The following is a 21,083-nucleotide window of genomic DNA, read 5'->3' on the forward strand; positions in this document are numbered from 1 at the left end:
CGACCGGTGCGGGCAGGAAACGCCCGCACCGGTCGGGGCTCAGCGGCGGTAGACGCCGAGCTCGTAGAGCGCGTAGCCCCACGCGGTGCCGCGCTGCGTGGCGTTCACGCGGACGTACCTGGCGGACGTGGTGACGGGGATGTCGTCCGCTCCCCCGTCACCGGTGGTCGTCGCGAACAGCGACCGCCAGTTGTTCCCGTCGTCGGAGGCCTGGATCTCGTAGGCCTTGCCGTACGCGGCTTCCCAGATCAACTGGACGTGGTTGATCTGGGTGACCGAACCGAGGTCGACCCGGATCCACTGCGGGTCGCTCCAGTCGCTGGCCCACCGGGTGGTGGCGTTGCCGTCGGTGGCCCGCTCCGGCGGGTACGGCGCCCCGTCGCCGACCTGCTGGTAGGACGAGGCCGTGGTCGGCTTGCCCTGCGCGACGTTCGTGCCCTGCACCGGCGGCGCGACGACGCGGAAGGACTTCGTCTCGATGCCGATGTTGCCCTTGCCGTCCCTGGCGTACAGGTACACCTTCCACACGCCGAGCATCTGCGGCGCGGTGACCGTGAACGGGCCGCTGCCGGTGAACGCCGCGGAGATGATGCCGCCCGCGCCGTTGATGTACTTGCTGTTCAAGCCGATCGTGTAGCTGATCGGGTCGCCGTTGGGGTCGCTGACGTTGGCGGACAACGTGAACGTGCCACCCGCCGGGACGTCGGTGGTGCGGCTCAGCGCCATGTTCGTGATGACCGGCGGGGTGTTGGCCGCCGCCGCGCCGCCGTACATCTGCCGGACCGCGTAGTAGGACAGGCGCTTCTCGCCGTTGGGGATCAGGTTGAACCACACGCCGCCGAAGTCGCCCTCGGTGCCGTAGTGGAAGAGCGTCGCGCCCAGCGCGACACCGGCGTGGCCCTGCACGCAGTTCCACGCGCGGGTGTAGCCGTCGCGCTTCTGCACGTCGGTCGGCTCGGTCGCCACGCCGTTGGCGTCGTTGGGGACCTCCCACTCACCGGCGGGCCCGCCCTCGGTGATGATGTACGGCTTGGTGTAGCCGCCGTTGATCCAGTCCTGCTTGACGTTGCACACGGCGTTGTAGGCGTTGACCGAGTACAGGTCCAGGTCCGGGGTGTTGGCCTTGAGGTACGGCCACGCGCCGGTCCAGGCGTCGGTGTTGGTGACGGGGTGGTTCGCGTCGATCGCGTGGATCGCGCGCGCCGCGTCGTTGATGAACCGCGCGTAGGCGTTGCGCTGGTTCTCCAGCTCCGCGCCGGAGAAGCAGTTGCCCATGCCGAGGATGGACTCGTTGCCGACGTTCCACATCAGCACGCCCTGGTGGCCCTTGTACTCGGTCACCCAGCGCTGGATCTCCGCGAGCATCGTGGACTTGTAGGTCGCGTCGGTGACGTAGTTGACGCAGCCGCCGCTGCCGGGACCGCCGCCCGGTTGCAGCCAGAAGCCCGCGACGACCTTGATCCCGTTCGCCGCCGCGGCGTCGAAGAGGGTCTTGCTGGTGCCGTCGGTGCCCCAGGTGCGGATCGTGTTGGCGCCCATGGCCTTCACGTCCGGCATCCGGGCCGCCGCCTCGGAGACCGGCGGACCCCAGGTGAGGCCCTTGACGACGTACGGGGCGCCGTCGACGGAGAGCTGCCAGTTGCCCTGCGAACCGGTCACCCGCGTGACGCCGGGACCACCGGGGTTGGGGCCGGTCGTGCCGGGGGTGCCGCTGACCTGGAACTCCCACAGGGAGTAGCCGTAGCCGCCGACGCGCTGGGTGCCGAGGACCCGGACGTACCGGCCGGTGCCGTTGACGGCGAGCGTCTGGTTGCCGCCGGTGCCGGTCGTGGTGCTGTAGATCGACCGCCAGTCGGCGTCGTTGTCGGAGACCTGGATCTGGAACGCGGTGGCGTAGGCCGCCTCCCAGCGGAGCACGACCTCGCTGATGGTGGCGGTGGAGCCGAGGTCGACCCGCAGCCACTGCGGGTCGCTGAACACGCTGCCCCAGCGGGTGCCGGGATCACCGTCGACGGCGGCGGACGCGGGCGTGCCCGCTCCCTCGCTCGACGACGCCGTCACGGGTTTGCCCTGGGACAGCAGGGTCGCCGCCTGGGCCGGGTTCGCCGTGGCCACGAGGAGGCCCAGGAAGAGGGCGACCAGTGCGACCAGTGCGACGGGACGGGTTCGCCTGCGCTGCGGGGACGCGTCGGGCGGATGGGTGCGCATGACATCTCCTACCTCGGTGGGGACCGCGCCGGGATGAGCCGCCCCCTACCCGCCGAGGCGGGCAGCAGTGGGAGAGCGCTCTCCGGTGAAGCACGAGTGTTACGACTGGATGTCGACGCTGTCAAGCGCACTACCTGCGAAATTGTGTTCCGGTACGACAAATGGCCTGCATCGGACCCTTGACAGCAGATGAGCGGGGTCACATCCTACGGGAGAGCGCTCTCCAAGATTGGGCGTTCGTGGTTCGCGCCGCGACCCTGCGGCGTTCCTCTCCCTGCTGGAGGATCCGTGCTCCGAAAACTCTCACTCCTGGTGGCAGGCGCCCTCGTCGCGGCCACCCTGACCACGGCCGGGTCGGCGGCGCAGGCCGACGAGCTCGTGACCCACCACGAGTTCCAGACGAACTGCTCGGTGACCAAGCGGGCGCCGGACGACCCGATCATCTTCCCCAACCTGCCGGGGGCGTCGCACGACCACTCGTTCGTCGGCAACAACACGGTGAGCGCGAGCACCACGCTCAACTCCCTGGTCGCGGCGGGCCCGTACAACACGTCGTGCGTCAACCCCGACGACCTGTCCGCCTACTGGTTCCCGACGGTCTTCAAGAACAACCAGGCCGTCCTGCCGATCGGCAAGCAGGTCATCTACTACAAGACCGGCATCCTCGACTACCGCGCCGTCCGGCCGTTCCCGCCGGGCCTGCGGTACGTGGTCGGCAACTCGACCGCGACCCAGGAGGAGTTCCGCACCGCCCCCGGCGCCATCGAGGGCTGGGAGTGCGGCAACAGCTCGCACAACTGGGACTTCCCGGCCAACTGCATGCTCGGCAGCCAGGCCAACATCCGCTACCAGGCCCCGAGCTGCTGGAACGGCCGCGACCTCGACTCCGCCGACCACAAGAGCCACATGGCGTACCCGGTCAACGGCGCGTGCCCGGCCAGCCACCCTCGGCCCGTGCCGATGCTGGAGTTCAAGATCGCCTTCCCGGTCGACGGCGACATGTCCACCGTCCGACTGGCCAGCGGACGCGGCTACACCTGGCACTACGACTTCTTCAACGCGTGGGACGCGCCGACCCTGGACGCGCTGGTGACCCACTGCATCAACGGTGGCCTCCAGTGCGACCCGAAGGGCTACGACCAGTACAAGCCGAACCGCGGCCAGGCGCTCGGCAACAACTACCGCCTGCCCGGCAGGCCCTGACCGTCCCTTGTGGACGAACGAGGGCCGGCGGGAGAGTGCCCCGCCGGCCCTCGGCCACGACGGTGGCGGTTCCGTCCGCGGAAGCGGAGTATCGGGGAGGACGGACACCCCCGACGCAGAGGCGGCACCGCATGGCTGACGACTGGATCGGCTCGCTGGACGACCTGGTCGGCAAGCTCTTCGGCGGTCTGGCGGGCGGCGACCAGTCCGGCCCGTCGACGCGCCGCACCGACCACTTCGGCCGCGACCTCACCGCCGCCGCCAGGGACGGGCAGCTCGACCCGGTCGTCGGCCGCGACGACGTGATCGACGAGGTCCTGGAGGTCCTGTCCCGGCGGACCAAGAACAACCCCGTGCTGATCGGCGACCCCGGTGTCGGCAAGACCGCGATCGTCGAGGGCATCGCCCAGCGCCTCGCGGGCGGCGACGTACCCGCCACCCTGGAGGGCAGGCGGCTGATCTCGCTGGACCTCGCGGGCATGGTGGCCGGGTCCAAGTACCGGGGCGAGTTCGAGGAACGGCTCCAGGGCGTGATCGACGAGGTGTCCGCCGCCAACCGGATGGTGGTGCTGTTCCTCGACGAGCTGCACACCGTGGTCGGCGCGGGCAGCGCCGAGGGCGCGCCGATGGACGCCGCGAACATGCTGAAACCGGCCTTGAGCAGCGGCAGGCTCCAGGTCATCGGCGCGACCACGGTCGAGGACTACCGGCGGCACATCGCGAAGGACCCAGCGCTGGAACGGCGCTTCCAGCCCATCCTCGTCGCCGAGCCGTCGCGCGAGGAGGCGATAGCCATCCTCACCGGTCTGCGCGGCCGGTACGAGGGCCACCACGGCGTGCGCGTCACCGACGAGGCGCTCGTCGCCGCCGTGGAGCTGTCCACCCGCTACATCGCCGACCGCTTCCTGCCCGACAAGGCCGTCGACCTGCTCGACCGCGCGGGCGCTCGGGTCCGGCTGCGGGAGAAGTCCGCGGCGCCGGACCCGCACGCCGTGCAGCGGCGGATCGACCACCTCGAACGGGAGGTGGCCGCCGCCGGGGACGACCACGGGCGCGTCCTGTTCCTGGAGGACGAACTGGCCCGCGCCACCGCCGACCTGGAGACCGCGCGCGCCGCCATGGCCGACGCCCCGAGCGTCGACGCCGACGACGTCGCCGAGGTGGTGTCCCGCAGCACCGGCATCCCGGTGTCCCGCCTCACGGAGGCCGAGCGGCACCGGCTCCTGCACCTGGAGGAGCACCTGCACCAGCGGATCGTCGGCCAGGACGAGGCCGTCGAGGCCGTCGCGGACGCCGTCCGGCAGGGCCGCGCGGGTCTCAAGCACCCGGACCGGCCCGTCGGCTCGTTCCTGTTCCTGGGTCCGACCGGCGTCGGCAAGACGGAGGTGGCCCGCGCGCTCGCCGAGGCGCTGTTCGGGTCGCGGGACCGGCTGATCCGCTTCGACATGAGCGAGTTCTCCCAGCAGCACACCGTGACCAGGCTGACCGGCGCTCCTCCCGGCTACGTCGGCTACGACGACGCTGGCCAGCTCACCGGGGCGGTCCGCCGCACGCCGTACTCGGTGCTGCTGCTCGACGAGATCGAGAAGGCGCACCCAGACGTCTTCAACACCCTGCTCCAGGTGCTGGACGCGGGCAGGCTGACCGACGCGCAGGGCCGGACGGCCGACTTCGCCAACACCGCGATCATCATGACCAGCAACATCGGCGCCGAACAGCTCCTCGCCGCCGCCTCGTCCGGCCGTCCGGCGGAAGACCTGCGCGAACCGCTGATGGCGGCCGTCCGCCGCTACTTCCGGCCGGAGTTCCTCAACCGCCTGGACGAGGTGATCCTGTTCCGCGGCCTGGACGCCGACCAGCTCCGCCAGATCACCGGGCTTCTGCTGGAGGACACCCGCCTCCGGCTGCGCGAGCAGGACATCACCCTGGAGGTCGGCGAGCAGGCCGTCGACTGGCTGGCGGCCCGCGGCTACGACCCCGAGCACGGCGCGCGCCCGCTGCGCCGCACCATCGGCCGGGAGCTGGACCGACGGCTGTCGCGTGCCCTGCTCGGGGGTGAGTTGCGCGGCGGCCAGCACGTCGTGGTGGGCATCGTGGACGGCGCGCCGACCCTCACCATCACCGACCGGGCAGGCTGACCGACGGCCGCGCGGTGGCGAAGGAGACCTGGCGCAGCGCCGAGGTGAGCGCGTTCGCCGGATCGGCGGGCAGGTCCGGGGAACGCCAGGCGATGTAGCCGTCGGGACGCACGAGGGTCGCGCCGCCGTCGTGCAGGCCGAAGGCCGTCCGGAAGCCGTCGACGTCGACCCGCCGGTGGTCGAGCGCCGGGCTCGCGGCCTTCGCCGCGTCGGCCCAGTCGTCGTTGTCGGACAACAACACCCACCCGCGGCCGAACAGGTCCAGTGTGGACGGTCGAGCGCCGTCGCGGCTGAGCCACAGGTGCGGGGCGCGGGTTCCCGGCTGCCCGGCCCACTGCTCCGGCCGCAGCGCGGGCGGCAGGTCCGGACCGGCGTCGAGCACGGCGGCCGAGCGGTAGAGCTGGCCGAACACCATCGCCCGGTCGTCGATGAGCGGCACGTCCCGCGTCGGCTCGGGGTTGTACCGCTCCGGTCGGGCGAACAACTGCCGGTGGCAGAGTTCGGCGACCGGCCGCCGTTCGGCGTCGTAGGTGTCCAGCAGCCCCGGCGTCGACTCCCCCGCCAGCACCGCCGCGAGCTTCCACGCCAGGTTGTGCGCGTCCTCGATGCCGACGTTCGCGCCGTAGCCGCCGCGGTTGGGCGGCAACGTGTGCGCGGCGTCGCCCGCCAGGTGCGCCCGGCCGACCGAGTAGGTGTCGGCGACCGCGGCGGCCAGCTCCCACCGGCCGGTGGTGATCAGCTCCACGGCCACGTCGGACCGGCCGATCGCCCGCGCGACCAGGTCCCGCAGCGTCTTCTCGTCCCGGTCGACGTCGTCCTCGAACATCAGCACCCACCGGCCGTCGCCGTAGGTGGTGAGGAACGCGCTCAGCCCCGGCTGGTCGATCGCGAACTGGCCGACGCCACCGCGCAGGTACTCCTCCAGCGGGGCGCGGAACAGCACGCTGCGCACGGTGGCCAGGTGGCCGCGACCGGTGCGGTGCACGCCGAGGGCCTCGCGCACCGGGCTGCGGTGGCCGTCGGCAGCGACGAGGTGCTCCGCGCGCACCTCGTACTCGCCGCCGTCCGCCGCCCGCAGCACGGCGGAAACGCCGGCGTCGTCCTGCTCGAACGACACCAGTTCGGTGGACAGCCGGACGTCGGCGCCCAGCGCGACGGCGCGGTCGCGGAGCAGGGGCTCCAGCCGGTCCTGGGCGATGCCCGCGGGCCCGCACGGCGAGTGCTCGACCTCCGGCGCGGCCGACGGCGGTGACCACGGCTGCTCCTCGAACCACGTGCCCGCGAGGCTCTCCACCCTGGCTCGGCGGACCGCGGTGCTCGCGCCTCCCGTCGGGATGGCGGACTCCAGGCCGACCGAGCGGAGCAGTTCCACCGTCCTGGCCGTGTAGCCGATGGCCCTGGGGTGCGGCGAACTCGCCGGTCGACGCTCCACCAGCAGTGGCCGCACCCCTCGGGCGGCCAGGAACAACGCGGCCGACAGCCCGACCAGGCCTCCGCCAACGACGAGCACCGGAGCCGTTTCCCCGCTCATGAACCCTCCTCGGATCGATACACTGTATCGGAACATACGCCGTATCGAGCCGTCGAGGTGTACGTTGATCTCCGATCGGAACGGCGTGGAGGTGGGCGGGACGTGCGGGACGACTCCGACGGGAACGAGCTGGTCTGGGACCGGCCGGAGCCGCCGACCAGGCCCGCGCCCACGGCGCTGAGCAGGAGCCGCATCGTCGCCGCCGCGATCGGCCTCGCCGACGCCGACGGGATGGACGCGGTGTCGCTGCGCAAGGTCGCCGCCGCTCTCGACGCCGGGCCCATGCGGCTCTACGGCTACGTGGCGAGCAAGGACGAACTGCTGGACCTGATGGTCGACGAGGTCTACGGCGAACTCCCCCCGCCGTCGGAGCCGTCCGGCGAGGACTGGCGGGCGGCGCTGCGCTCGATCGCCCACCGGCTGCGCGACGCGGCGCACCGGCACGAGTGGTTCATCGACCTGCTCGGCGGCAGGCCGCACGTCCGCGGCCCGAACGCGCTGGCGTTCCTGGAGGAGTCGCTCGCGGCACTGGACCGCACGGCCGACTTCACCGACGTCGCCGACGTGATGCGGGCCGTGCGGACGTTCACCGCCTACGTGACCGGGGCGATCAGGGCCGAGGTCGGCGAGGCGCGCGCCGAGCGGGCCACGGGTCTGGCACTGGCGCAGTGGCAACGGGCGTCGGTCCCCTACCTGCGCCGGATGCTGGCCACCGGCCGCTACCCCACGGTGGAGAAGGTGATCACCCACGACGGCGAGGAGCCGGACGCCGACACCACCTTCGAGGCGGGTCTCGGCGCCGTGCTCGACGGCATCGCGCACGCGTTCGCCCGCTGATCCGGTCCTGCGGCCGGTCCGACAGCGCGGGTAGCCTCGGGTTATCCGTCGTTAACCTGCGCAAAGGTGGCCGCCCGTGCTGGAACGCCTCGTCGACAAGGTCCTCGGTCTGCCCGCCGCGGAGGTGCCGAAGCCCGTGGTCACCAGGGACCTGGTGATCCCGATGCCGGACGGCGTCCGGCTGCTGGCCGACCGGTACCGGCCGCCGGGCACCGAGCCGCTGCCGGTGGTGCTGGTCCGCTCGCCGTACGGCCGCCGGGGGCCGATGGGGGCGCTGTTCGGCGCGACCTTCGCCCGCCGCGGTTTCCAGGTGGTCGTGCAGAGCGTGCGCGGCACGTTCGGCTCGGGCGGCGAGTTCCGGGCGTTCCGGCAGGAGAAGGAGGACGGCCTGGCGACCGCCGCGTGGCTGCGCGAGCAGCCGTGGTGCGACGGCAGGCTGGCGATGGCGGGCGCGAGCTACCTCGGGCACACGCAGTGGGCGGTCGCCCCGTACCTGGACCCACCGCTGGAGGCGATGTGCCTCGGCGTGACGGCGTCGGAGTTCACCACCGCGTTCTACCCCGGCGGGGTGATGGCGCTGGACAACATGCTGTCCTGGTCGGCCCAGATCGGCAGGCAGGAGGAGCGGTTCGCCGCCGTGCCCAACCCGGTGCGGATCAAGCGCACCCGGCGGGCGATGTCGCACCTGCCGCTGCGCTCGGCGGACGTGGCCGCGATCGGCAAGCGGGTGCCGTTCCTCGCCGACGTCACGACGCACGCCGAGTCCCCGGAGGACTGGGCCGAGACCGACCACAGCGGACGGCTGGCCGAGCTGACCACGCCGACCAGCATGGTCACCGGCTGGTACGACCTGTTCCTCGCCCGGCAGCTCACCGACTTCAAGGCGCTCCAGGCCGCGGGCGCCAGGACCAGGCTGACCATCGGCCCGTGGAAGCACGGTGAGCCCGCGAGCTTCCGGCCGATGCTCGCCGACCAGGCGTCGTGGCTGGCCGCGCACCTGCTCGACGACCGCGCCCAGCTCCACCGCCCGCCCGTGCGGGTCTTCCTCCAGCAGGCGGCCACCTGGCTGGACTTCGAGCAGTGGCCGCCTGCCGAGTCGAAGCCGAAGACCTTCTACCTCCAGCCCGTCGGCGGTCTGGCCGACGACGAGCCCGGCGACACAGCGCCGGACCGCTTCACCTACGACCCGGCCGACCCGACGCCGACGGTCGGCGGCCCGATGCTCAGCGGCGAGGCCAAGCAGCACGACAACCGGTCCGTCGAGGCCCGCGCGGACGTGCTCGTCTACACCAGGCCCCCGCTCGCGCGGGACCTGGACGTGATCGGCGAGGTGTCGGCCACGATCCACGTCCGCACCTCGACCCCGCACGCCGACGTGTTCGTGCGGCTGTGCGACGTCGACCCCAAGGGCGTGTCGCTCAACGTGTGCGACGGCGTCCTGCGCGTGCCGGGCGCCGACGGGGTCAAGGCCGTCGAGGTCGTGCTCGACCCGACCGCGTACCGCTTCCGCCGCGGTCACCGCCTGCGGGTCCACGTCTCGGGCGGCGCGTTCCCGCGCTTCGCCCGCAACCACGGCACCGGCGACCCGACGGCCGACGCGGTGGCCACCGTGCCGTGCCACTTCGAGGTCTTCCACGACCCCGAGCACCCGTCGGGCGTCACCCTGGCCGTGTTCGGCTGACCGCCGCGAGGTGACGCGGCCACGCCCGCAGCCGCGTCACCCGTTGCTGTAGACCCGTTTCGGCTCCACGAACACCGCCGCCCGGCGCTGCTCCGCCATCACCCGGTCGTAGGCGTCCCAGTCGTCGTGCGTCCCGCCTGCCGCGGTGAAGACCTCCCGCAGCAGCACCCGGAGCCGTTCGTCGTCGACCTGCCCGTGCGGGTCGTCCGGCCCGATGATCTCCGCCGCACCCTCCACCGCGACCCACTGCCAGCCCTTGCGGAAGGTCGCGGTGAGCTGCGGCCGTTCCCGCAGGTTCGCCAGCTTCACCTTGCCGTAGGTGACGAAGCCGACCACCTCCACGTCCCGCAGCGGGTGCCGCAGGACACCGGCGTTCACCACCGACGCCTGGATCGTGAGGTCGGCGCGCAGCGTGGAGACCACCACGAGCCCGCTCTCACCCGCACCGAGCGCCGCCGCGTCCGTCAGAGTCGCCATCGGGTCCCCTCCAGGTGATCACGTGCCCCTGTCGCCCGAACGCGGCCCGCCGCCGTCGCATTCCCCCGCGTCGTCACGCGGGACGGCCGGTCGGGCTCACCAGTCCGGTCTCGTAGGCCACGATGACGGCCTGGACGCGGTCGCGCAGGCCGAGCTTGGCGAGGATGCGGGCCACGTGCGTCTTCACCGTGGCCTCGGACAGGTGCAGGCGAGCGGCGAGTTCGGCGTTGCTCAGGCCCTCGGCGAGCAGGCGCAGCACTTCGAGCTCGCGCGGGGTGAGGGCGGACAGGTCGCGGTGCAGCGCGTCGGCGTCACGGCCCGCGAACCGCTCCACCAGGCGGCGGGTGATGGCCGGGGCGAGCAGGGCGTCACCGGACCGGACCAGGCGGACCGCCGCGACCAGGTGTTCCGGCGTGACGTCCTTGAGCAGGAAGCCACCCGCGCCCGCGGACAGCGCCGCGTACACGTAGTGGTCCAGGTCGAACGTCGTCAGGATGATCACCCGCGGCTCGCCCTCCGCGCCGGTCAGGATGCGCCGGGTGGCCTCCAGGCCGTCCATCTCGGGCATCCGGACGTCCATCAGCACGACGTCCGGCCGGGTGCGGCGGACCGCGTCGACGGCCTCGACACCGGTCGTCGCCTCGGCGACCACGTCGATCCCGTCCGCGGTGAGGATCATCCGGAAGCCGGTGCGGACCAGCGTCTGGTCGTCGGCCACGACGACTCGCAGCGGGGTGGTCACGTCGTCTCCAAGGGGATCAGTGCGGTCACGCGGTAGCCGCCGAGCAGGCGCGGTCCGCTCTTCAGGGTCGCGCCGTAGACGGCGAGGCGTTCGCGCAGGCCGATCAGGCCCCGCCCGTTGCCGGTGGCCGCCGCCGCGCCGGGTGTCCCGCCGGAGTCGGTGACCTCCACGCGCAGGACGTCGGCGCCGTAGTCGAGCGTCACCGCGGCGGACGCGCCCACGGCGTGCTTCACCGTGTTGGTCAGGGCTTCCTGCACCACGCGGTACGCGGCCAGCTCGACCCCCGGCGGCAGCGACCGCCGCTCCCCCGCGACGGTCAGCGCGACCGGAACGCCGGTGTCGCGCACGCGGTCCACCAGCACCTCCAGCTCGTCGAGGCCGGGTTGGGGAGCGAGGTCACCCGTGTCCTCCGCGCCCATCGTGAGCAGGCCCATCACGTGGCGCAGCTCGGACATCGCCGCCCGGCCGCCCGCCTCCACGGCGAGCAGCGCCTCCCGCGCCTGGTCGGGCGAGGTGTCCATGACCTTCCTGGCCGCTCCCGCCTGGATGACCATCACGCTCACGTTGTGGGTCACCACGTCGTGCAGCTCGCGGGCGATCCGGGCGCGTTCCCCCTCCACCGCGCGGCGCTCCGCCTCGGCCCGGTCGCGTTCCAGCGCCAGGACGCGCGCCTGCCCCTCCTCCGTGCGGAGCTTCCACGTGCGCATGCCGTTGGCCGCCACGACGATCGGCACCAGGATCAGGAAGGGCGCGTACTCGTTGGGCACGACCGGCAGGTCGCCGTCGGTGAAGAGCCCGACCACCACCAGCGACACCAGCACGCTGCCCAGCGTCGGGACCCGGTACGGGCTGTACGCGGCGGCGGTGTACGCGGCGATCACGCACGCGTAGAAGATGACGCGGGGCGCTTCCTCCGGGGTCAGCACGGCGGCGAACAGCACGACCCACAGCACGGCGAGCGGGTACCTGCGGCGGTACGCGAGGGCCACCGCGGCCAGGAGGGCCAGCACCGCCACCCAGAACCGGCCGTCCGGCTGCGGCTCGTGGAGCACCACCACCGGACCGACGAGGGGCGGGTGGGGTTGCGCCACGTCGCCGCGGTTGAGGGCGTACTCCACCGTCATGACGCCGACCACCAGCGCCAGGACCACGTCGAACACCCACCCGCGCGAGGTGGGCGCGGGTGGCGGGCCACTCGGTCGGGCCCACACCCGCAGCCGGTCCACCACCCTGGTCGTCACCGGCCCATTCTGGCCGACGGGCCGGATCAGGACATCACTCCCACGGACCTCCCCCGACGCACCGCCGGACTACGCCGCAGGGATGACACCGCCGCGCCTCATCCCAGCGCCGTACCGGAAATGGCCCGGCGTGCGGACTCGCCGCGACCGGTCCCGCTCCTAGCGTCCTCCGGGCCTGATCCGACACCCACTGGGGAGACCCCGATGACCACACCGCTGATCGAACTGCACGCCGTGAGCCGCGAGTACGGCGAGGGACCGCCCGCGCTGGACCGCGTGTCGTTCTCCGTGCGGCCCGGCGAGGCCGTGGCGGTACTCGGCCCGTCCGGCAGCGGCAAGTCCACGCTGCTGAACCTGGTCGCGGGCTTGGACCGGCCGAGCGCGGGCACGGTGACCGTGGACGGCGTGCGGGTGGACGGGCTGGGCGAGGCCGCGTCGGCCCGCTACCGGCGCGCCAAGATCGGCATGGTCTTCCAGTTCTTCAACCTGCTGGACGACCTGACCGTCGCCGACAACGTCGTCCTGCCCGCCCAGTTGGCCGGGATGGACCGCGCGGAGGCGAGGGCGAGGGCGGCCGACCTGCTCGGGAAGCTCGGCGTCGACCGGCACGCCCGCGCCTACCCCGGCAGGCTGTCCGGCGGTGAGCGGCAGCGCGTGGCGGTGGCCAGGGCGCTGATGAACCGGCCCGCGCTGCTGCTGGCCGACGAGCCGACTGGAGCGCTGGACACCGCGTCCGGCGAGGACGTCAGCGCGCTGCTGACCGAACTGAACGCCGAGGGCCAGACCGTCGTCGTGGTCACCCACGACCTGGCGCTGGCCCGCCGGTGCACCACCCGCACGATCAGCCTGGTCGACGGCCGGATCGCCGACGACGTCAGCGCGGAGCCCGCGCGATGAGCGCGCTGGGGAAGGTGGTCCGCTCCGGCGTGGGCCGCAAGCGGGTGCAGACGGTCGTGATCGGCCTCGCCGCGGCGATGGCGGTGACCGCGTCGGTGCTCGCCGGGTCGCTGCTGGTGGCGTCCAGCGCGCCGTTCGACCGGGCGTTCGCCGAGCAGAGCGGGCCGCACGTGACCGCCCAGTTCGACGCGGGCGCGACGACGGCCGCGGACCTGGAGGCGTCGAAGACCGCCGCGGGCGTCACGGCGGCGGCGGGCCCGTTCCCGGTAACGTCGGCCTCCCCGGAACTCGACGACGGTCCGAAGCTCCCGCCCATGACGGTGGTCGGCCGGGCCGATACCGGCGGGCCGGTCGACGCCGTGGCGCTGGTCGAGGGCACGTGGGTCACCGGGCCCGGCCAGGTCGTGCTGTCGGCCGACTTCCGGATGCCGGACCAGGTGGGCCGCACGCTCCGGTTCCCCGCCCTGCCCGGCGCGCCGGAGTTGCGGGTCGTCGGCGTGGCCAGGTCGATCAGCCGCACCGCCGACCTGTGGGTGTGGCCGTCCCAGGTCGCCGCGCTGACCCCGCCGGACACGGCGGGCGGGTTCCAGGTGCTCTACCGGTTCGCCTCCGCCGCCACGACCGAGCAGGTCGACGCGAGCACCGCGGCCGCCGTCCCCGCCCAAGGGCTGAGCGGGACGCGGACGTGGATCGCCGCGCGGCAGGACGCGGTGAAGGAGTCCGCGCTGTTCGTCCCGTTCCTCGTCGCGTTCGGCGCGCTGGGCCTGGTCATGTCCGTGCTCATCGTCGGCAACGTGGTCGCGGGGGCTGTCGCCTCCGGGCTGCGGCGGATCGGCGTCCTCAAGGCGCTCGGGTTCACGCCGGGCCAGGTCGTGCGGGCCTACGTGGCGCAGGCGCTGCTGCCCGCGGGCGTCGGAGCGGCGTTCGGGGTGGTCGCGGGCAACCTGCTGGCCATCCCCGTGCTGGCCGAGACCAGCGAGGTCTACGGCACCACCGTGTCCCCCGTCGCCCCCTGGGTCGACGTCGCCGTGGTCGCCGGGACGCTGGGCGTGGTGGCGGTGACGGCGTGGGCGAGCGCGTGGCGCGCCGGGCGGCTGCGCACGGTGGACGCGCTCGCGGTCGGCCGCACGCCCGGCGTCGGCCGCGGCCGGTGGGCGGCACGGCTGACCTCGGGGCTCCCGCTGCCGCGCCCGGTCGGCCTCGGTCTCGCCCACCCGTTCACCCGGCCCGCCCGTGCGCTGGCGATGCTGGCGGCGATCGTGTTCGGCACCACCGCCGTCACGTTCGCCGTCGGGCTGGCGGCGTCGCTGAGCGACGTGCAGGACGCCAGGGACCACACCACCGACGTCGTCATCGGCGCCGACCGGCCGGGCCCCGACAGGGGGCTGCCAGCGTCCCTCGACGTGGCCGCGGTCAACGCCGCCATCGCCGCGCAGCCCGGCACGCTGGCGCACTTCAGCACGTCCCGGCGCGAGGTGACCGTCGCCGCGTTCTCCGGGTCGACCACGCTCATCGCGTTCGACGGGGACACTTCCCCCGGCGACTACCGGATGATCGCGGGCGAGTGGTTCGACGCGCCCGGCGAAGCCGTTGTGCCATCGCCGTTCCTGGGCGCCACCGGCACGAGGATCGGCGACACCGTCACGCTGGACGACCGCGGCGAACTCGTGACCGTGCGGATCGTCGGCGAGGTGTTCGACCTCCAGAACGACGGCATGCAGGTCTTCACCGACGCCGCGACGCTCACCAACCCCGTGGTCAGCAATTTCGGCATCGCGGTGCGGCCCGGCACCGACGTCACCACCTACCTCGACGGCCTGAACGCCGCGCTGCGCCCGCTGGGCGTCACCGCGCGAGCGGGCCAGGCGGGGTTCAGCGACATGCTCCTGACGATCGTCGCGCTCACGACGTTCCTCACGCTGCTGCTGATCGCCGTGGCTGGGCTCGGCGTCCTGAACGGCGTCGTGCTCGACACGCGCGACCGCGTGCACGACCTGGGCGTGCACAAGGCCCTCGGCATGACGCCGGGGCAGACGATCGCGATGGTGCTCGCGTCGGTGGCGGTCGTCGGCGTGGTCGGTGGCGGACTCGGTGTGCCGCTGGGCGTCGCCCTGCACGACGCCGTGCTGCCCGCGATGGGCCGGAGCGCGGGCACCGGGCTGCCCGCGTCCTCGTTCGCCGTGTACGGGCCGACCACCGTGGTCCTGCTCGCCTTCGGCGGTCTGGTCATCGCGGTGCTCGGCGCGCTGCTCCCCGCGGGCTGGGCGGCCCGGACGCGCACCGCGACGGCGCTGCGGACCGAGTAGCGGTCGTGCGTTCCACTTCGGCGGGAAAACCGGTTCCCGGCAAGGCACTGGCGGCAATCTCTACCACGTGGTAGAGATTGTGGGAGCGCTCCCACACTGCCTCCACCGTCGAAGTCAGGAGCTGGAAATGACTGAGCCCTCCGTGCAGCTCTACTCGGTCCGCGGCGCGTTCGCGGCCGATCCGAACGACACCCTCGGGCGGCTCGCCGCCATCGGCTTCACCCTCGTCGAGCCCTACGGGGTCCTGGAGAACGCCGAGTCCCTCCGGACCCTGCTGCCCGAGCACGGCCTGAGCGCGCCGACCGCGCACGCCCGGCTCGTGGGCGTCGAACAGGCGCCCGTGTTCGCGGTGGCCGCCGAGTGCGGCATCGGAGTCGTCATCGACCCGTACATCGGCGAGGAGAAGTGGCAGGACGCCTCGGACGTCGCGGCCACGGCCAAGGCGCTGAACGAGGCCGCCGCCGTGGCGGCGGAGCACGGGGTGCGGGTCGGCTACCACAACCACTGGTGGGAACTGGAGTCGCGGATCGACGGTCGGAGCGCGTTCGAGGTGCTCGCCGACCAGCTCGACCCCGCCATCGTCCTGGAGGTCGACACCTACTGGGCGACGGCGGGCGGCGAGGACGCCCCCGCGCTGCTGCGCCGCCTCGGCGAGCGGGTCGTGGCGATCCACGTGAAGGACGGGGACCTGGCCACCGACGGGACCGGCCAGGTCCCCGCCGGACAGGGCCGGGTGCCGGTGGGCGACGTGCTCGCGGCGGCGCCGAACGCGCTGCGCGTGGTCGAGTTCGACGCCTACGACGGCGACGTGTTCGACGCCGTCGCCGCCAGCCGCGCCTACCTAGCGGACGCCGACCGGTGAGCGCGCGGGTGGGCGTCGGCGTCATCGGCGCGGGCGTCATCAGCGACGCGTACCTGGAGAACCTCACGTCCTTCCCGGACGTGCGGGTGCTGGCCGTTGCCGACCTCGACGTCGGGCGCGCGGCGGAACGGGCCGAGCTCCACGGCGTGCCCCGCTCGGGCGGGGTGGCCGCGGTGCTCGACGACCCGGAGGTCGAGATCGTGGTCAACCTGACCATCCCGGCCGCGCACGTGGAGGTCGGGCTCGCCGCGCTGGACGCGGGCAAGCACGTGTGGACCGAGAAACCCCTTGCCCTGGACCGGGAATCGGCGCGCAAGCTGCTGGATCGCGCCAGGGAGAAGGGGTTGCGGGTCGCGAGCGCGCCGGACACCGTGCTCGGCGCGGGTCTCCAGACCGCGCGGCGGGCCGTCGACGCGGGCCGGATCGGTGAGCCCCGCACGGCGTTGGCGATCTTCCAGACGCCGGGACCGGAGTCGTGGCACCCGGCGCCGGAGTTCCTGTTCCAGGCGGGCGGCGGGCCGCTGCTGGACATGGGCCCGTACTACCTGACCACGCTGGTACAGGTGTTCGGGGCGATCCGGCGGGTCACCGCCACCGCGAGCCGGGCGCGCGACACCAGGGTCATCGCCTCCGGTCCGCGCGCGGGCGTCGAGTTCGCGGTGACGGTGCCGACGTCGGTCATGGCACTGGTCGAGTTCGAGCGCGGCGGGTCGGCGCAGGTGGTGTTGAGCTTCGACGCGGCGGTGAAGCGCACCGGTCTCGTCGAGGTGACGGGCACGCTCGGCACCCTCGTGCTGCCGGACCCGAACAGGTTCGACGGTGCCACCACGCTGCACGTGCCGGGGGTCGAGGAACCGGAAACCCTGGCGGCGGAAGGACATCCCGCCACCAGGGGCACCGGGGTGCTGGAGCTGGCGCGCGCGATCCGTTCCGGGGCGACGGAACGGGCGTCGGGCGCGCTGGCCCAGCACGTGCTCGACGCGATGCTGTCGATCGACGAGTCCGCGGCGCTCGGCCGGTCGGTGGACGTGACGAGCACCGTCGAGGTGCCGCCCGCGCTGCCGGTCGACTGGGACCCGCGCACCGCGACCCTCGGGTAGGGCGATCGGCGTACCGGCCGCACACGGGCCGGTACGCCGTACCGCTTCGACAACGCGCCGCGGGCCTGCCACCGGTCCACGGCCTTGACCACCTCCACCGACAGGCTCAACACGACGTGCCTGCCCTCGGCAGCCGATAGCGTCGCCGCCGAGTGCTGGGCGGCCACCGGGTGCTGGGCGGCCACCAGGTGCTGGGCGGCCACCAGGTGCCGGGCGGCCACCAGGTGCCGGGCGGCCACCAGGTGCTGGGCAATCACCGGCGCGAGGTGCGCCGGTGGGAGTGCGAGACCTGCTTGCCCAACCCCGGCTCACGACCCGTGACCCGCCCCCGGCTCGCGGCCCGCGACCCGCCCGCGTCAGCGGCACGCCCTCAGTACCGCCGGGACCACGCGCTCCACAGGTCGGCGTACCGGCCGCCCAGCGCGACCAGGTCGTCGTGCGTGCCGAGTTCCACCACGAGCCCGTCCGCCACGACCGCGATCCGGTCGCACGCCCGCGCCTGGGTGAGCCGGTGCGCCACCACCACCGCGGTCCGGCCCGCGACCAGCGCGGCGGCGGCCTGCTCCAGGTCGCGGGCGCCGGAGCTGCCCGCTTCGGCGGTGGCCTCGTCCAGCACGACCACGGGCGGGTCGCGCAGCAGCAGGCGGGCCAGGGCGAGCTGCTGGACCTGGGCCGCGGTCAGCGGGTGCTCCCCCGCCCCGACCGCGGTGTCCAGCCCGTCCGGCAGCGCGGCCACCCACGCGCCCGCGCCGACCGCGCGCAACGCCGCGTGGACCTCGGCGTCGGTGCTGCCCGGCGCGGCGAACAGGACGTCGTCGCGCAGCGAGCCCGCGAACACGTGCGTCTCCTGGGACACCATGCCGATCCAGTCGCGCACCTGCCCCGCGTCCAGGTCGCCGACGTCCACGCTCCCGCGGGCGTCCACCAGCAGCGTGCTCCCGGCCGACGGCGGGAACACCCCGGCGAGGATCCCCGCGAGGGTCGTCTTGCCCGCGCCGCTCGCGCCGACCACGGCCAGCGACGTCCCGGCGGGCACCTCGACGTCGATCCCGCGCACGACCTCGTGCCCCTCGTCGTAGAAGTGCCGGAGGCCGCGCCCCACGATGCCGACCGGCCCGTCGTGCGGCCGGTCCGGCTTCGGCTCGGGCGGTGGGACGAGGGTGACGCCGACGATCCGGGCGAGCGCCGCGCCCGCGCGCTGCACGTCGTCGAACGACAGCAGCACCGTGCCGAGCGGGTCGAACAGGCGGTGGAACAGCAGCGCGGCGGCGGTGACCTCGCCGACCGTGACCGCGCCCGCGTCGACCAGCCAGTACCCGGCGAGCAGGATCGCCGACAGGCCGAGGGCCTCGGCCGCGTTCATGGACTTCATGAACAGGATGAACAGGCGCAGGGCCCGCGTCGCGGCGGCCAGCGTCCGCTCCGAGGCCGCGGCCACCCGCCGGGTCTGCGGCTCGGCCATGTCGTAGGCGTGCACGGTGGACAGGCCGTGCAGCGACTCCAGCACCACCTGCCCGCGATCCGCAGCCGACCGCCGTTCCGCCGCGTAGAGCGGACCGGCCTTGGGCAGGTAGGCGCGCAGGCTGACCCAGTACACCGGGAAGACGACGGTGAACGCGAGCGCCAGCCGCCAGTCCACGGACGCGAACCCGGCCGCCGACACCACGATCGTCGTGGCGGCGCTGAACACCGTGGCGGCCAGCGGGACCGCCGCGACGAAGTTCTCCACGTCCTCGGTGACGCGCGAGGCGATGTCGCCGCTGCCCACGCGTTCCAGCACCCGCGACTCGACGCCCAGCGCCCGCGCCAGCACCTCCTCGCGGAGGTCGGCCGCGACCCGCGCGCCCAGCCGTTCGGTCGTGCGCTGGGCCAGCGCGGCGAACACGGCCCCGAACACGACGCTCGCGGCCGTGAAGGCCAGCAGTGGCACCAGGTCCTGCCGGGCGCCCGCGCGCACGGCGTCCACCAGCCTGCCGAGGAACAGCGGCACCGCGACGACGCCGACACCCGCGAGCAGGGTCAGCAGCACGGCGGAAGCGCACTCGGCCGGGTGCTTCCGCAGCGCCCGCCCCAGTCCCGCGAGGCTCTGCCTGCTCGTGGCGATCGGCAGGACGGGAGCCCCGTGGTCCGTCCACACGGGACGGTCGGTCAGCGTCGCGCTCATCGGAGCACCGCCTCGGCGTACGCGGGGACCTCGGCCAGCCGGACGTGGGTCGCGACGACGGGTGGGCCGTCGCCGTCGAGGAACACGACGCGGTCGCACCGGGACAGCAGCGGCGGTGAGGTGGTCACGATCACCGTCCCCCGATCGCCTTCGCCGCGCAGGGCCCGCAGCCCTTCCGCGACCGAGTCCTCGGTGACGGCGTCCACGGCGGTGAGCGGGTCGCGGAGCACCAGCACCGGCGGTTCCGCCGCCAGCGCCCTCGCGAGCGCGACCCGTTGCCGCTGCCCGCCGGACAGGTTCGCACCACCTTCCAGCAGCACTCCTCCCTGCCTGGACAAGGACTCCCGCACCTCCTCGGCACCGGCCGCGACCAGGGCGCGTTCGACGCCCGCGGTGCCCCGACCGGTGTCCAGCGCCGCGGTGAGCGTGCCGCCGAGCAGGTACGCGGCGTGCGGTTCGACCAGCACGTGCCCGCGCGCGTCGACGTCGCCGACCATCACGCTCCCCGACGACCGGGGCGCCCGACCGGCCAGCAGCGCGACGACCGCGTCGGCCGTGGCGGGATCGGTCGTGGCGATGCCGAGCACCTCACCCGGCGCGAGGGTGAAGTCGAGCCCGGTCTCCTCGTCCCGCACGGACAGCGGGCCGGGACGGCCGGACAGCGGGCCCCCGTGGCGGGCCGTGGACGTCAGCAGGGCGGCGACGCGGGCCGCCCCGGCGCGGGAGCCCGCGACCTGTTCCACGCTGGAAGCGATGCGCCGCACCGGCTCCGCGACGAACGAGGCCATCAGCACGACGGCCACGAACTCGCCGACGGAGACGCGGCCGGACAGCGCCATCGTGCCGGCGGCGGCCGCCGTGCCGACGAGCACGGCGCCGGTCGCGAGCTGGCCCACCACCGTCACGACGGCGGTGGCGGACGCCGTGTCCAGCACGGTGTCCAGCGACCGCCCGCTGGCGCGGCGGTAGCGCCGGACCGCCTCGGGGACGCCGCCGAAGCTGCGCAGCGGGCGCAGGGCGTGGACGAGTTCGGCCGCCAGCGCGGCGGCCAGGCCACCGGCCTGCTGGCGGGCGCGGACCTTGCGCTCGACCCACGGGCCGAGGCGGTCGATGCCCAGCACCAGCAGGGGCAGCACCACGACGATGCCCAGGCCCAGCCACAGGTCGACGCGCAGCAGCACGACGACCGCGACGGCCAGGCCCGCGACCCCGGACGCCAGGTAGGCCAGCACGCGCACGATGTCGGCGGTCGCCTTCGTATCGGAGGTCAGGATGCTCATCAGCTCGCCCGGCCGCCGGTCGCGACCGACGGCCGGGTCGGACAGGACGTGGCCGATCGCGCGGACCCGCAGTTCGTGGGCCTCGCGCAAGGAGGTGGAGCTCAGCACCCACGACGCGACGCCGCCGCCGGTCGCGAGCACGGTGAACAGGAGCAGGACGGCGGCGACCGCGATCAGGATCGCGATCGGCGGAGCGCCGTCGATCGCGTGGTCGACCGCGAGGCCGATGGCCAGCGGCACCAGCGCCTCGCAGGTCTGGTGGACGACGGAGGCCGAGCACCCGGCCAGTGCCGGGCGGGCCCGCCGACGCAGGACGTCGACGATCAGGGCGTTCTCTGGACGCAAGGGGTACACCTCGGGAGGCAGTGAGTGGACGTGCCGCACCGCGAGGTGGGTGGCGTGGGCGCCAACGGGCG

15 protein-coding genes and 1 pseudogene are annotated in these 21,083 nt (G+C 73.7%); 8 read left to right on the forward strand and 8 right to left on the reverse strand.

The window, feature by feature from the left end; translation table 11 throughout:
* Positions 1 to 39: 39 nt before the first annotated feature.
* Positions 40 to 2,208 (reverse strand): discoidin domain-containing protein, encoded by a 2,169-nt coding sequence (locus tag NZH93_RS17160; RefSeq protein WP_259624098.1) that lies wholly within the window; start codon positions 2,206 to 2,208, stop codon positions 40 to 42.
* 288 nt (positions 2,209 to 2,496) lie between these two features.
* Between NZH93_RS17160 and NZH93_RS17165 the strand changes: the two genes are divergently transcribed.
* Positions 2,497 to 3,411: a DUF1996 domain-containing protein gene (locus NZH93_RS17165; protein WP_259624099.1), complete on the forward strand. Its 915-nt coding sequence runs from the start codon at positions 2,497 to 2,499 to the stop codon at positions 3,409 to 3,411.
* A 131-nt stretch (positions 3,412 to 3,542) separates the two neighbouring features.
* Positions 3,543 to 5,549: an ATP-dependent Clp protease ATP-binding subunit gene (locus tag NZH93_RS17170; RefSeq protein WP_259624100.1), complete on the forward strand. Its 2,007-nt coding sequence runs from the start codon at positions 3,543 to 3,545 to the stop codon at positions 5,547 to 5,549.
* Here the strand turns inward: NZH93_RS17170 and NZH93_RS17175 are convergent.
* Positions 5,530 to 7,080, reverse strand: coding sequence for an FAD-dependent oxidoreductase (locus NZH93_RS17175; protein ID WP_259624101.1), 1,551 nt, complete (start codon positions 7,078 to 7,080; stop codon positions 5,530 to 5,532). The two genes, NZH93_RS17170 and NZH93_RS17175, sit on opposite strands and share 20 nt — an antisense overlap.
* A 102-nt stretch (positions 7,081 to 7,182) precedes the next feature.
* On the opposite strand from NZH93_RS17175, the gene NZH93_RS17180 reads away from it, so the two are divergent.
* Together NZH93_RS17180 and NZH93_RS17185 are read left to right on the forward strand one after the other, a co-directional pair.
* Positions 7,183 to 7,917, forward strand: a complete 735-nt coding sequence (locus NZH93_RS17180) for a TetR/AcrR family transcriptional regulator C-terminal domain-containing protein (protein ID WP_259624102.1) — start codon at positions 7,183 to 7,185, stop codon at positions 7,915 to 7,917.
* A gap of 76 nt (positions 7,918 to 7,993) precedes the next feature.
* Complete coding sequence (locus NZH93_RS17185) at positions 7,994 to 9,598, forward strand: CocE/NonD family hydrolase (protein ID WP_259624103.1); 1,605 nt, start codon at positions 7,994 to 7,996, stop codon at positions 9,596 to 9,598.
* Between the two features lie 36 nt (positions 9,599 to 9,634).
* Here NZH93_RS17185 and NZH93_RS17190 read toward each other — a convergent pair whose 3' ends face one another.
* From NZH93_RS17190 to NZH93_RS17200, 3 genes are all read right to left on the reverse strand, one after another.
* A complete protein-coding gene (locus tag NZH93_RS17190) occupies positions 9,635 to 10,075 on the reverse strand; it encodes a TIGR03618 family F420-dependent PPOX class oxidoreductase (protein ID WP_259624104.1) in 441 nt (146 codons plus the stop codon).
* A gap of 73 nt (positions 10,076 to 10,148) precedes the next feature.
* Positions 10,149 to 10,817, reverse strand: a complete 669-nt coding sequence (locus tag NZH93_RS17195; RefSeq protein WP_259624105.1) for a response regulator — start codon at positions 10,815 to 10,817, stop codon at positions 10,149 to 10,151.
* Entirely contained in the window at positions 10,814 to 12,058 is a 1,245-nt protein-coding gene (locus NZH93_RS17200; RefSeq protein WP_259624106.1) for a sensor histidine kinase, read from the reverse strand. Before NZH93_RS17200 ends, NZH93_RS17195 begins: the two co-directional genes overlap by 4 nt.
* A gap of 204 nt (positions 12,059 to 12,262) precedes the next feature.
* On the opposite strand from NZH93_RS17200, the gene NZH93_RS17205 reads away from it, so the two are divergent.
* The 4 genes from NZH93_RS17205 to NZH93_RS17220 all read left to right on the forward strand — a co-directional run bounded on the left by NZH93_RS17205 (position 12,263) and on the right by NZH93_RS17220 (position 17,223).
* Positions 12,263 to 12,955: an ABC transporter ATP-binding protein gene (locus NZH93_RS17205; RefSeq protein WP_259624107.1), complete on the forward strand. Its 693-nt coding sequence runs from the start codon at positions 12,263 to 12,265 to the stop codon at positions 12,953 to 12,955.
* Positions 12,952 to 15,261, forward strand: a complete 2,310-nt coding sequence (locus NZH93_RS17210; RefSeq protein ID WP_259624108.1) for an ABC transporter permease — start codon at positions 12,952 to 12,954, stop codon at positions 15,259 to 15,261. Before NZH93_RS17205 ends, NZH93_RS17210 begins: the two co-directional genes overlap by 4 nt.
* A gap of 127 nt (positions 15,262 to 15,388) precedes the next feature.
* A complete protein-coding gene (locus NZH93_RS17215) occupies positions 15,389 to 16,123 on the forward strand; it encodes a sugar phosphate isomerase/epimerase family protein (RefSeq protein WP_259624109.1) in 735 nt (244 codons plus the stop codon).
* Positions 16,120 to 17,223 carry a Gfo/Idh/MocA family protein gene (locus tag NZH93_RS17220; RefSeq protein ID WP_259624110.1) on the forward strand — a complete coding sequence of 368 codons (1,104 nt, stop codon included), beginning with the start codon at positions 16,120 to 16,122 and terminating at the stop codon, positions 17,221 to 17,223. Before NZH93_RS17215 ends, NZH93_RS17220 begins: the two co-directional genes overlap by 4 nt.
* Before the next feature lie 256 nt (positions 17,224 to 17,479).
* On the opposite strand, the pseudogene NZH93_RS51245 reads toward NZH93_RS17220, so the two are convergent.
* From NZH93_RS51245 to NZH93_RS17230, 3 genes and pseudogenes are all read right to left on the reverse strand, one after another.
* Positions 17,480 to 17,548, reverse strand: a pseudogene (locus NZH93_RS51245) (large ribosomal subunit protein bL28); the annotation flags it as partial.
* Positions 17,549 to 17,593: 45 nt separating this feature from the next.
* Complete coding sequence (locus NZH93_RS17225; protein ID WP_259624111.1) at positions 17,594 to 19,387, reverse strand: ABC transporter ATP-binding protein; 1,794 nt, start codon at positions 19,385 to 19,387, stop codon at positions 17,594 to 17,596.
* A complete protein-coding gene (locus tag NZH93_RS17230) occupies positions 19,384 to 21,012 on the reverse strand; it encodes an ABC transporter transmembrane domain-containing protein (protein WP_259624112.1) in 1,629 nt (542 codons plus the stop codon). The genes NZH93_RS17225 and NZH93_RS17230 overlap by 4 nt, the downstream gene beginning before the upstream one ends.
* Between the last annotated feature and the right edge of the window lie 71 nt (positions 21,013 to 21,083).

This window comes from Umezawaea endophytica (assembly GCF_025061645.1).
Lineage (GTDB): Bacteria > Actinomycetota > Actinomycetes > Mycobacteriales > Pseudonocardiaceae > Umezawaea > Umezawaea endophytica.